This is a genomic window from Streptomyces sp. CAI-85 (genome assembly GCF_013363615.1).
Lineage (GTDB): Bacteria > Actinomycetota > Actinomycetes > Streptomycetales > Streptomycetaceae > Streptomyces > Streptomyces antibioticus_B.
In genome coordinates this window covers 1-12121 of sequence record NZ_JAANNX010000099.1, presented here as the reverse complement: position 1 = coordinate 12121, position 12121 = coordinate 1, and the positions used below count along the sequence as shown (strand labels likewise).

The following is a 12121-nucleotide window of genomic DNA, read 5'->3' as shown; positions in this document are numbered from 1 at the left end:
TGGTCTGGAAGTTCAGCAGCGCCTCCAGCCGGCCCTGCGAGATCTCCGGCTGGTACGGGGTGTAGGCCGTGTACCAGGCCGGGTTCTCCATCACGTTCCGCAGGATCACCGGCGGCGTGAAGGTGCCGTAGTACCCGAGCCCGATCATGGAGTCGAGCACCTGGTTGCGGTCGGCCAGCGACCGCAGCTCGGCCAGCACCTCGGCCTCGGTGCGCGCGTCCGGCAGATCCAGCGCGTCGGCGTTCTTGATCACATCCGGGACCGCGGCGGCGGTCAGCTCGTCGAGCGAGCCGTACCCGACGTGCGCGAGCATCTTGGCCCGCGCCTCCTGGTCGGGGCCGATGTGGCGCTGCTCGAAGGGGATACCCCGCTCGAGCTCGGAGAGCGGAATGCGGTAGGCGGTCATTACGGGGGCCTCCTGGTCGACACGACCTTCGAGGGGCACCACGGCGCGGGTACCCGAACGGCCTCCCCCTCTGTCATCTCAACCTGAGAGTTTCACCGGCCGCCCACGAAGGGGCACCCGGCTTTCACCGTCGGTGAGAGCGGAAGCCGTCGACACCCGCCCTGCTTTCCAGAGTGACCTCGTCCGTGCGGTACCTGGGCCTGAGAGATTCCGGGGAGGATTTGCTCCTTCGGCGCCTCCGGTGATGTCCGGAGGACTCTCCCGCACGGGGTCAGCAGCCGTTGCCAGACTACCAGCGAGGTCAACGCCACCTCCTTCGAGTGGCCGCGAGCCCCGATGTGCTCTTTTGTAGTGCTTACGGATGTAGTGCCTACGGATGAGTTTGCGACCATGTGGAGGGCCCGTGCAGACCGACATCGATCCGCGCAACCTGATCGGCCGCAAGGCGTTCGACCGCAACGGCACCAAGATCGGCACCGTCGACGAGGTCTACCTCGACGACGCGACCGGCGTGCCCGAGTGGGCCGCCATACGTACCGGCCTGTTCTCCCGGGACGCCTTCGTCCCGCTGGAGCCCAGCGAGCTGATCGAAGGCACCCTCCACGTCCCCTTCGAACGCTCCCTGATCAAGGACGCCCCCGACTTCGGTGTGGGCCGCCACCTCTCCCCCGACCAGGAACTCCAGCTCTACCACCACTACGGCCTGGACGTGGCCGCCCCTCCCCCTCTCCCGGACCACGACTTCGGCCGCCTGGCGGGGACGGACGAGACCTGAGGCAAGGCTTCGGGCAAGGGCCGGCCGCAGCCGAGACTTAGGGGCGCGGGGAACTGCGCGAACGGCCCCCACGCACCCGCACCCTCACTCGCACTCACCGACGCACCTCAGCCGCACACCCCTATCAGCGCCCCCAGCAACCCAGCCGGGTCGTACAAGGGCCGGGCCCCGTCCACGACCACCGCACGCGTCCCCGCGTCCACCGGATCCGTACGCGCCCAGTTCGTCGACGTGATGCCCACCTCCACCTCCAGGCCACTCGCCGTCACATGCCGCCACTCGGTGACGGGCCCCCACTCCCGGACCCGCACGACCTCTCCCAGGCTCAGCTCACGCAGCCACGCCCCGCCCTCGCCGTACCCGGACGGGTCCGTCGTCAGCACGACGAGGTCCACATCGGACTCCGGCCGTGCCATCCCCCGCGCACAGGACCCGACCAGCAGGACCCCGACGACATCGCTCCGGTTCGCACCCCAACGGGTGACGCGGTCGATCACCGCCAGCCTCTCGGCCTCCCGCGCCCGAACCATCTGCCCGGCCGTCGGCCGCACACCCTCCAGCTCCAGCCCGTCCATACCGCTCCCGCTCTCCTCCAGCACAGCGACTCCCCCGTCACTCCCCAGCCGACACCATCCCCGTCACTCTGCGTAACGGGCGGTGTCTCTCAGGAGTTCCCGGCGCTCACACCCGGATTCTCGACCCCCGGCCCCGCCGCCGCGATCGCAGCGCCGCCACCGGGTCTTCGCACCAACGGCAGCGGATCCGAGGACTCCAACTCCGGGTCGTCGACCCGGAACGTCCGCACCCGCCCCGGCTCCGAATCCGGTGTCTCGAACCGCACGGTGACCCGCCCCAGCCCGCTCCCCTGGACCCACCCGGGCCCGAACGCGGCGTGCCGCACATCGTGCCCCGGACGCCACCGCTGGGCGGCCGGCACCGCCTCCTCCACCAAGGGCGCGGCGGCCGGCAGCGTCTCCGCCCCGCCTTCCTCCCCCTGTTCCTCGCCTCGCCCTTCCTCCGCGGCCTGTGCGAACAGGTCCTCCTGGGTGAAGTCCGCCAGTCCGCTGACCCCCACCCCCAGCAGCCGCACCCCACCGGTCGTGTCCACCGAGTCCAGCAGCCGTGCCGCCGCCTCCCGCACCACCGCGGGATCGTCCGTGGGCCCGCGCAGCGTCTCGGACCGGGTGAGCGTGGAGAAGTCGTAGCGCCGCACCTTCAGCACGATGGTCCGACCCGACAGACCGGCCCCGCGCAGCCGGCTCACGCACCGCTCCGCCAGCCGCCGCACCTCCAGCTCCACCCGGGTGCGGTCGTGGATGTCCACGTCGTAGGTGTCCTCGACCGAGACCGACTTGGTCTCCCGCTCGGCCACCACGGGCCGGTCGTCACGGGCCAGCGCCATGGCGTACAGCCCGTGTCCGTGCGCCTTGCCGACCAGCCGCACCAGCTCGTCCTCACCGGCCTCGGCGAGTTCGTCGACCGTGGTGATCCCGGCCCGTCTCAGATGATCGCCGGTGGCCGGCCCCACCCCCGGCAGGGTGCGCACCGACATGGGCCCGAGCAGGGCCCGCTCGGTCCCCGGTTCGATGAGGACCAGGCCGTCGGGCTTGGCCTCCTCGGAGGCGATCTTCGCGAGCATCTTGGAGGCCGCGAGCCCCACCGACCCGGTCAGGCCGGTGACGCGCCGGATGTCGGCCCGCAGCCGGATCCCGGCCAGCCGCGCGGACTCGTTGTCCCAGGCCGCCTCCCCGGCCTCCAGATCCACGAACGCCTCGTCCAGGCTCAGGGGCTCCACCAGCGGCGACAGGGCCCTCAGCAGCCCCATCACCTGCTCGCTGATCGAGCGGTAGAAGGAGAAGCGGGGCACGAGATAGGCGGCGTTGGGGGCCAGGCGGCGGGCCTGGCCCATCGGCATCGCCGAGTGGACGCCGAACACCCGCGCCTCGTAGGAGGCGGTGGCGACCACACCGCGCGGGCCGAGACCGCCCACGACCACGGCTTTCCCGCGCAGACTCGGCTTGGACGCCTGCTCCGCCTGGGCGTAGAAGGCATCCATGTCGAGATGCAGGATCGTGGGCGCGGTTCTCACATCTCCGATGCTGCACCACGCCACTGACAATGACGCCGTCGGACGTCACGCACCCGCCGAGGAGGGGCTCAGACCGCCCGGTTGCGGCGGCGGGCCAGCTCGTCCGCCGGGTTGTGCCCGACGAGCGTCTCACCGGTGTCCACGCGCTCGCCGTGCAGTTGCGACAGGGCGCTCTCGACGTCCCGCCAGACCACGCCCACGGCGATGCCGAAGATGCCCTGGCCGCCCTGGAGCAGCGCGTGGACCTCGTCCGGCGAGGTGCATTCGTAGACCGTGGCGCCGTCGCTCATGAGCGTCATGCGCTCCAGATCGCGGAAGCCGCGCTCCCGCAGGTGCTGGACGGCGGTGCGGATGTTCTGGAGGGACACCCCGGTGTCCAGGAACCGCTTGACGATCTTCAGGACGACGACGTCCCGGAAGCTGTAGAGCCGCTGTGTGCCGGACCCGTGGGCGGGTCGCACACTCGGTTCGACCAGGCCGGTACGGGCCCAGTAGTCGAGTTGCCGGTAGGTGATCCCGGCGGCCGCACAGGCCGTCGGACCGCGGTAGCCGATCTCCTCGGACGCCATGGACGCCGCCCCTCCGCCGCTCGGCACGGCCGCCGGTCGCCGCGGTGTGTGATCGGCCGCCGCGCTGCCGTGAAGCGGGTACGGACCGCTTCCCCCGACACCGAGTCCGGGGGCACCCCCAGCCGTACCGTCGCCGCTGCTTCTCACGCCGACCTCCGTCCTTGAACTGCCTTCTCGACGGTAGGCAGTCACCAGGGGTGCGTCAACGATCGCCACACTCGGCACGCCGAGTGATAATCACCCTAGGAGTGGTTTCCCGTACCCCACCGCGGGGAAAGGCTAGCCGAATGCGCTGAGGAGTAGCCGCAGGACGCTCTCACTCGCCGTTGGCATTTGCCCGGAACCGGGCGCCTCCCGCCGGGAACGAGGCGGCCGCGCGGTGCCGGCCACCCGCCCTGACCCGTACGGCTACTGGTTGCTGGTGCCGAAGTCCTCGGGCGAGATCTGGTCGAGGAACTCGCGGAACTTCTCCACCTCGTCCTCCTGCTCGTCCGGGATCGCGATGCCCGCGTCGTCCAGCACCGTGTCGCTGCCGTAGATCGGCGTCCCGGTGCGCAGCGCCAGCGCTATGGCGTCGGACGGGCGCGCGCTGACCTCGACCCCGCTGGCGAAGACCAGCTCGGCGTAGAACACGCCCTCCCGCAGGTCCGTGATACGCACCTCGGTGAGCTCCTGGCCGACGGCCTCCAGCACGTCCTTGAACAGGTCGTGGGTCAGCGGTCGCGCGGGAGCCATGCCCTGCTGGGCGAAGGCGATGGCCGTCGCCTCCCCCGGTCCGATCCAGATGGGGAGGTAACGGTCTCCTCCCACTTCACGCAGCAGCACGATCGGTTGGTTGGAGGGCATTTCGACCCGGACACCTACGACATCGAGCTCGTTCACACAGCAACCCTAGGCCGTGCCCGGGACGTTTGGGTAGTCGGGCCGGGAACGGGTGACCGATCCGCCCAGGGCGAAACCGCCGGGGTCAGGGCAGCCTCACCTGGAGCGCGGTCTGCACCAGTGCCGCGTGCAGCCGCACCGTGAGCCCCGCCAGCTCCTTCGTACGGGCCTCCGCGTGGGCCCTGGTCTGCGGGTTGCGGTGCCGCTTGAGCGGGGCCACCACCTGGTCCACCAGCCCGGCCTCACGGTCCGCCGCGGCCTTCATCACCCGCAGATGCCGGGGCTCGATCCCGAACCGCCCCAGTTCGGCCACCAGAGCGGCCACCGTGGCCGCCTCGGCGTCGTACGCCCCGTCCTCCAGCGGGACCAGAAGGCCGTAGGACTCCCACTCCAGCAGTTCCGACTCGTCGATCCCGGCGGCCGCCAGCAGCTCGGGCCGCCCGATCCGGGCCACGGTGGGCGCCTCGGCCGTCTCCGGGACCGCCTCTCCGTCCCGCTGCCGGCCGACAGTGGGCAGCGCCGCGGCCTCGCCGCGCTCCATGGCGTCCAGATGCTCCCGGATCACCTTGAGCGGCAGATAGTGGTCCCGCTGCATCCTCAGGACGTGTCCGAGGCGCTCGACGTCGTCCGCGCTGAACTTGCGGTATCCCGACGGGGTCCGCTGCGGCTCGACCAGCCCCTCCGACTCCAGGAAGCGGATCTTGGAGACGGTGACTTCGGGAAACTCGTCGCGGAGCGCGTTCAGCACGGTGCCGATGCTCATCAGCCCACCGTCCGCGGCGGCGGTGCCGAACCCGGCACCGCCCCTCGGTGTTCGAAGCATGGACCTTCCCTCGGTTCCCCCCGGACATGAGTCCGGGGGAGGGTCAGTAACCCCGCTGGCTCGCGTAGAAGACCAGCCGGTACTTGCCGATCTGCACCTCGTCGCCGTTCGACAGAGGGACCTCGTCGATCCGCTCACGGTTGACGTACGTGCCGTTCAGACTGCCGACGTCCGCGACCTTGAACGTGCCGTCCGGGTTGCGGCGGAACTCCACATGACGACGCGAGACCGTCACGTCGTCCAGGAAGATGTCGCTCTGCGGATGACGTCCGGCCGTGGTCAGATCGCCGTCCAGCAGGAAGCGGCTGCCCGAGTTCGGACCGCGGCGCACCACGAGCAGCGCGGAACCCAGCGGCAGCGCGTCGACCGCGGCCTGCGCCTCCGGGGAGAGCGCCGGCAACTGCGTCTGGCCGGTGGCCTCCGCGTCGTACGCCTCGAGACCGGAGATCGAGATGGTCGAGGTCGTCTCCGACGGACGCTCGGGCGTCAGCCCGGGGCGCAGCGGGGCACCGCAGTTGGAACAGAAGCGGCTGTTCTCCGGGTTGCGGTTACCGCACCTCGAACACACCAGGGCCGACATAGGAGAAAACCCTCCACCCGCGCTTGAGGTTGACGGTTGGCCGAAACCTATGCCGCCGGACTGGGCAGGGTCAACAGACGCCGCGCCCTGACCACCGGAAATGTCGCCGCCCTGACCACCCACCTGGTCCCGGAACAACGGCCGCTGGCCTTCCGCGTCGGGCTGGGCGCGATGGCGAGCGGTCGCGTTGTCGCTGCCTTCTCGCGCGCTCTTGCCGAACAACTTCGCAAACAACTTCACGGGCGATTCCCCTTGACCGAAACAGACCCGCCCGTGGGGCAGGACGAACCCTGACTGAATACACCGGTCGACCCGGACACCTTCACAACGTCCGTATCCACCAGACAGTTTCCACCACGCACCACCCGATCGGTGCGTCGACCCCCCGCAACCTCTTGCCCCTGCCCGACGGCCCCCATGCACCCCCGGTTCACTGCGAGGACGACCGAGCGTAGTCAGGCTGCTTCGCCGCTCGCAAGGCATCCACGACGATCTTGCTCGATCGCTCGACGGTCACGGTGGCCTGCTCCTTCTCCAGAGTCTGCACCACTCCTCCAGGGATGTTCAGCGCCGGCTCCAGGTCCTGCGGCTTGCCGATGACCTTGAAACGAAAGGGCCCGTTGATCTTGTTCCCGTCGACGCTGACACCTTCGCCCGAATCCGAGAGGTACGTCCCGGCGACGACGCGCACGCCGTTCACCTGGATCGCCTCCGCACCGGCCGCGCGCAGCTCCTGGATCGCGTCGAGCAGCATGTCCGACTCGACCGTCCCCTTCGTGTCCTCGATGGTCATGGTGATACCGGGCCCCTCGGCGGCCACCGTGCCCGCCAGAATGCCGAGTTGCCGCTCCTTCTCGACCGTCTGCCTGCGGGCCTCCTCCGCCTGGTCGGAGCTGTTCTCCAGCTCGTCCCGCTGCTTCTCGAGCCCGGCCTTCTCGTCCTCAAGACGCTGACTTCGGTCGTCGAGTTCATCGAGGATGCGCACAAGATCTTCCTGACGCGCCCCGCGCAGGGCGTTCCCGCTGTCGCTGTTGGAGGCCACCTGCACGGCCAGCCCGAAGCCGAGGCCGAACAGCAGCAGCGCCACGATGAGTTGGGCCCGGCTGACCCGCGGCGGCCACAGCCCCTTCACCAGCCGCTGCCGTCCGGTCAGCTCGGGCGCGGCCACCTCCTCGGAACCGCCCGGCTGCGCCGGGATCGCCGCGATCTCCGCCGGCACCTCGGCGGGCAGCTCCTTGCGCAGCCTGTTCTCGGGCGTCGCGTCCTGGTCGCTCATCGGCCTCACGCCCGGAACACATGGCGGCGGATGGCCGCCGCGTTGGAGAAGATCCGGATGCCGAGCACGACGACCACACCCGTGGACAGTTGCGACCCCACGCCCAACTCGTCGCCCAGGAAGACGATCAGCGCGGCCACCACCACGTTGGACAGGAACGACACCACGAAGACCTTGTCGTCGAAGATCCCGTCCAGCATGGCCCGCAGCCCGCCGAACACGGCGTCCAGGGCCGCCACCACGGCGATCGGCAGATACGGCACTACCGCCGCCGGAATCTCGGGCTGGACCAGCAGGCCCGCCACGACCCCCACGACGAGGCCCAATACGGCGATCACGATGCGTCCTTCTCAGTTCTCGGCTGTGCTGTACGAACGGTCACACTCGGCGCGGCCGGCAACCGCACGTCCTCCTGCACGGAGATCGCGGTCCGGATGCCGTAGTTGTCCTGAAGAACGGACAGGTACACCCCGTCGGCACTGTCCTGGAACCGGCTGCTGAGCCGCTTCCCGTCCCCCACCGCGAGCACCGTGTACGGCGGCACCAACGGCTTGTTGTCCACCAGTATCGCGTCACCCGCGGCCCTGATCGCCGAGAGCGCCGTCAGCCGCTGCCCGTTGATCGAGACGGCCTCGGCACCGGACTCCCACAGGCCGTTGACCACCCGCTGCATGTCCCGGTCCTTGACCCGCCCCGTGTCGGAGAAGCCGGAGGTCTCACGCGGATCGGTCCCCCCGCCCGTGGTGGCCTCCGCGGCATCGTCCACGACCAGCTTCAGCCCCGGCCCGTGCACGGCGACGGCGCCCGACAGGACGGCCACCAGGTCGCTTCGACCGCTGTCGCCGCTCTGCTCGAGCGCCTCCCGCTGCCGCGCGTTCACGTCGTCGCGCAGCTTGTCGACGGTGCTCTCCAGCTCCTCGGCCGCCTCGGTCTGGCGGTCGATGCGGTCGATCAGCTCCTCGCGCTCCTTGGCCACCACCGGGGCCGCATAGCGCGTCTGCGCGGCTCCCACGGTCACGACCAGCGCCGCGAGCACCAGTCCGGCCGCCAGGACGAGCTTCGCGCGCGCCGTGCGGGGCAGGCCACCAGTACCGTCCGCCTGCTTCCGGGCGGCCGCCTCGGCATAACCCTCGTCGAGGCTGTGATCCATGACGTTGGTGAGCAGCGACATGGACGCGTCCGGGCGCGGCACACGCGCGGGTGTGCTCCGAACGGGGGGCTGCTGCGGCATGCCGCACATCGTCGCACGCCGCGCCCGATACCTCCGAACGGCCCCACCCGTGTGCCGGACGGACCCCCGTGACCAGGCCCGGTCCGGCACACGCGTGTACGGCGCGAATCAGCGTCCGGCGCTGTCCACGACCGACGACCACTCGTCGAGCAGGGCCTGCGCCGAGGCGTCGTCCGGCCCCTCCGCCCACAGATGGGTGACGGCCTCGGCCGGGTCGGGCAGCACCATCACCCAGCGGCCGTCCGTCTCCACCACCCGCACGCCGTCGGTGGTGTCCACGAAGCGGTCTCCGGCCGCCTCGACGACCCGCCGCATCACCAGACCCTTGACGGCCCACGGGGTCGCCAGATCCCGCTTGAGGACGTGCGCCCGCGGGATCCGCGCGTCGATCTGGCTCAGCGTGAGCTGCGTCCGCGCCACCAGCCCGATCAGCCGCACGAACGCCGCCGTGCCGTCGAAGACACTGCTGAACTCCGGGACGATGAACCCGCCCTTGCCGTCACCGCCGAAGATCGTCGACTCGTCCCGCCCGACCCGCGTCAGATCGTCCGGCGAGGTCGTCGTCCACTCGACCTGCGTCCCGTGGTACGCCGCCACCTGCTCGGCGATCCGGGTCGTCGTCACCGGCAGCGCCACCCGGCCGCTGCGGCGCTCCGCCGCCACCAGGTCGAGCAGCACCAGCAGCGCACGGTCGTCCTCGATGATCCGGCCCTTCTCGTCCACCAGGGACAGCCGCTCACCCACCGGGTCGAACCGCACCCCGAACGCCGCCCGCGACGAGGCCACGATCTCCCCGAGCCGCACAAGCCCGGACCGCCGCTGCTCGGTCGTCTCCGTCGGCCTGGACTCGTCAAGGCCGGGATTGACGGTCAGCGAGTCCACCCCGAGCTTCCCGAGCAGGCTCGGCAGCACCAGACCCGCGCTGCCGTTCGAGGCGTCGACCACGACCTTCAGCCCGGACTCGGCGATCCCGGTCGTGTCGACGTTCCGCAACAACGACCCGGTGTACGAGTCGAAGACACTGGCCGGGAAATGCAGGTCCCCGATCTCTCCCGGGAACGCCCGCCGGTACTCCTGCCGCGCGAAGACCCGGTCCAGCTTGCGCTGACTGCCCTGCGACAGATCGGCGCCCTGCCCGTCGAAGAACATGATGTCCACGGAGTCCGGCACCCCGGGAGACGTCCGGATCATGATGCCGCCGGCGCTCCCGCGCGCGGTCTGCTGCCGCGCCACGGGCAGCGGTACGTTCTCCAGATCCCGTACGTCGATGGCGCTGGCCTGCAAGGCGGAGATGACCGCCCGCTTCAGCGCCCGGGCGCCTCTGGAGTGGTCGCGGGCCGTGGTGACCGTGGACCCCTTCTTGAGCGTGGTCGCGTAGGCGCCGGCCAGCCGCACGGCCAGCTCCGGCGTGATCTCGACGTTCAGGATCCCGGACACCCCGCGGGCGCCGAAGAGATGCGCCTGGCTCCGGGACTCCCAGATCACCGAGGTGTTGACGAACGCGCCGGCCTCGATCGTCTTGAACGGATACACCCGCACATTGCCCTGCACGATCGACTCTTCGCCGATCAGGCATTCGTCGCCGATGACCGCGCCGTCCTCGATCCGCGCCGCCCGCATGATGTCGGTGTTCTTTCCGACGACACAGCCCCGCAGATTGCTGTGCTGCCCGACATACACGTTGTCGTGCACCACGGACTTGTGGAGGAACGCCCCGCTCTTCACGACCACATTGGAGCCGACGACGGTGTGCTCACGGATTTCCGTGCCGGCCTCCACCTTGGCGTAGTCGCCGATGTACAGCGGACCGCGCAGTACGGCGTCGGGGTGCACTTCGGCGCCCTCGGCCACCCACACGCCGGGCGAGATCTCGAAGCCGTCGATCTCCACGTCGACCTTGCGCTCGAGCACGTCGGCCTGGGCCTTCACATAGCTCTCGTGCGTACCGACGTCCTCCCAGTAGCCCTCGGCGACGAAGCCGTAGATCGGCTTCCCCTCCTTCATGAGCTGGGGGAACACATCACCGGACCAGTCGACGGGAACATCGGCCTCCACATAGTTGAAGACCTCGGGTTCCATCACATAGATGCCCGTGTTCACGGTGTCCGAGAAGACCTGACCCCAGGTCGGCTTCTCCAGGAAACGCTCGACCTTGCCCTCTTCGTCGACGATGGTGATGCCGAATTCCAGCGGATTGGGCACACGCGTCAAGCAGACGGTGACCATCGCGCCTTTTTCCTTGTGGAAGTTGATCAGCTCGGTGAGGTCGAAGTCGGTCAGCGCGTCACCGGAGATGACGAGGAAGGCGTCGTCCTTCAGCGCCTCCTCGGCGTTCTTCACGCTTCCGGCAGTGCCGAGCGGCTTCTCCTCATTCGCATAGCTGAGCTCCATTCCGAGCTCTTCACCATCACCGAAGTAGTTCTTGACCAGGGACGCCAGGAACTGGACAGTTACGACGGTCTCGTTGAGCCCATGCCTTTTGAGCAGCCTCAGCACGTGCTCCATGATCGGCCGGTTCACCACCGGCAGGAGCGGCTTGGGCATGCTTGAGGTCATGGGGCGAAGGCGTGTGCCTTCGCCTCCGGCCATCACGACGGCCTTCATGTCGGAAGCGTCCTCCTAAAGAGACGACGGTCTAGCCGACTTCACCCGTCTTGATTGTCCCGCACTTTCCCGCAGCGGGCCATCGAGCCACTACTGCCGCGCAAGGGGCGAGCTCAGTCGGCCATGGCGTCCGCGCGAAGGAGACGGCGGACCTGTACCACGTAGAGAACTCCTGCCCACCAATACAGGGTTGTACCCCACCCTGCGAACGCCCATCCGAAAATGGCAGCGAGTGACGCCAGCCATCCGCTTCCGTCACTGAGCAGCAGCAACGGGAACGCGTACATCAGGTTGAACGTCGCCGCCTTGCCCAGGAAGTTCACCTGGGGCGGCGGATAGCCGTGCCGCCTGAGGATGCCCACCATCACCAGCAGGACGAGTTCCCGCGCGAGAAGTGCAGCCGTCAACCAGAGCGGCAGAATCTCGCGCCAGGTGAGACCCACCAGAGTCGAGAGAATGTAAAGCCGGTCGGCGGCCGGGTCCAGGAGCCGGCCGAGGCTGCTGATCTGGTTCCAGCGTCGCGCCAGCTTGCCGTCGAGATAGTCGCTGATGCCGCTCAGGGCGAGCACCAGCAGCGCCCAGCCGTCGCTCTGCGGGCCACCGAACTCGGGCCTGAGGATCAACCACAGGAAGAGCGGCACGCCGGCGAGACGCGCCATGCTGAGGATGTTCGGGATGGTGAGAACCCGATCCGTCTGAACGCGGGTCTCCTGGACCTCCACCCGGGGGCCTCCGTAGAAAATGAGCCAACGATGCCCCCTGACCCTACCTCAACGCAAAAAAGCTCTGGCTCTTGGGCTTGTGTGCCCAAGAGCCAGAGCTCTAAAAGGAGTTCGGCGGTGTCCTACTCTCCCACAGGGTCCCCCCTGCAGTACCATCGGCGCTG

General features: G+C 69.3%; 12 protein-coding genes, 1 pseudogene and 1 riboswitch. Of the genes and pseudogenes, 1 reads left to right on the top strand and 12 read right to left on the bottom strand.

What is annotated here, in order from left to right; translation table 11 throughout:
* Positions 1-406, bottom strand: a pseudogene (locus tag G6W55_RS35630) (glycine dehydrogenase (aminomethyl-transferring)); the annotation flags it as partial.
* A 178-nt stretch (positions 407-584) separates the two neighbouring features.
* Positions 585-680, bottom strand: a riboswitch (glycine riboswitch).
* A gap of 129 nt (positions 681-809) precedes the next feature.
* Here G6W55_RS35630 and G6W55_RS35625 point away from each other — a divergent pair.
* Complete coding sequence (locus tag G6W55_RS35625; RefSeq protein WP_030798314.1) at positions 810-1181, top strand: PRC-barrel domain-containing protein; 372 nt, start codon at positions 810-812, stop codon at positions 1179-1181.
* A 107-nt stretch (positions 1182-1288) separates the two neighbouring features.
* Here G6W55_RS35625 and G6W55_RS35620 read toward each other — a convergent pair whose 3' ends face one another.
* From G6W55_RS35620 to G6W55_RS35570, 11 genes are all read right to left on the bottom strand, one after another.
* On the bottom strand, positions 1289-1780 hold the full coding sequence (locus G6W55_RS35620; protein ID WP_309243879.1) for a nucleotidyltransferase domain-containing protein: 492 nt from the start codon (positions 1778-1780) through the stop codon (positions 1289-1291).
* A gap of 65 nt (positions 1781-1845) precedes the next feature.
* On the bottom strand, positions 1846-3270 hold the full coding sequence (locus tag G6W55_RS35615) for a DNA polymerase IV (protein ID WP_175524774.1): 1425 nt from the start codon (positions 3268-3270) through the stop codon (positions 1846-1848).
* Positions 3271-3338: 68 nt separating this feature from the next.
* Positions 3339-3986, bottom strand: coding sequence for a MerR family transcriptional regulator (locus G6W55_RS35610; RefSeq protein WP_175524773.1), 648 nt, complete (start codon positions 3984-3986; stop codon positions 3339-3341).
* Between the two features lie 261 nt (positions 3987-4247).
* Positions 4248-4721 (bottom strand): bifunctional nuclease family protein, encoded by a 474-nt coding sequence (locus tag G6W55_RS35605; protein WP_004934251.1) that lies wholly within the window; start codon positions 4719-4721, stop codon positions 4248-4250.
* Positions 4722-4806: 85 nt separating this feature from the next.
* On the bottom strand, positions 4807-5544 hold the full coding sequence (locus tag G6W55_RS35600) for a MerR family transcriptional regulator (RefSeq protein WP_175524772.1): 738 nt from the start codon (positions 5542-5544) through the stop codon (positions 4807-4809).
* A gap of 43 nt (positions 5545-5587) precedes the next feature.
* Positions 5588-6472: an FHA domain-containing protein gene (locus G6W55_RS35595; protein WP_175524775.1), complete on the bottom strand. Its 885-nt coding sequence runs from the start codon at positions 6470-6472 to the stop codon at positions 5588-5590.
* Positions 6473-6554: 82 nt separating this feature from the next.
* Positions 6555-7400 (bottom strand): DUF881 domain-containing protein, encoded by an 846-nt coding sequence (locus G6W55_RS35590; RefSeq protein ID WP_175524771.1) that lies wholly within the window; start codon positions 7398-7400, stop codon positions 6555-6557.
* Positions 7401-7405: 5 nt separating this feature from the next.
* Entirely contained in the window at positions 7406-7738 is a 333-nt protein-coding gene (locus G6W55_RS35585) for a small basic family protein (protein ID WP_030798533.1), read from the bottom strand.
* Positions 7735-8631 (bottom strand): DUF881 domain-containing protein, encoded by an 897-nt coding sequence (locus G6W55_RS35580; protein ID WP_244369057.1) that lies wholly within the window; start codon positions 8629-8631, stop codon positions 7735-7737. Before G6W55_RS35580 ends, G6W55_RS35585 begins: the two co-directional genes overlap by 4 nt.
* Before the next feature lie 108 nt (positions 8632-8739).
* Complete coding sequence (locus G6W55_RS35575; RefSeq protein WP_085209527.1) at positions 8740-11235, bottom strand: mannose-1-phosphate guanyltransferase; 2496 nt, start codon at positions 11233-11235, stop codon at positions 8740-8742.
* Between the two features lie 113 nt (positions 11236-11348).
* Positions 11349-11957, bottom strand: coding sequence for a CDP-alcohol phosphatidyltransferase family protein (locus tag G6W55_RS35570; RefSeq protein WP_078632812.1), 609 nt, complete (start codon positions 11955-11957; stop codon positions 11349-11351).
* Positions 11958-12121: the final 164 nt, after the last annotated feature.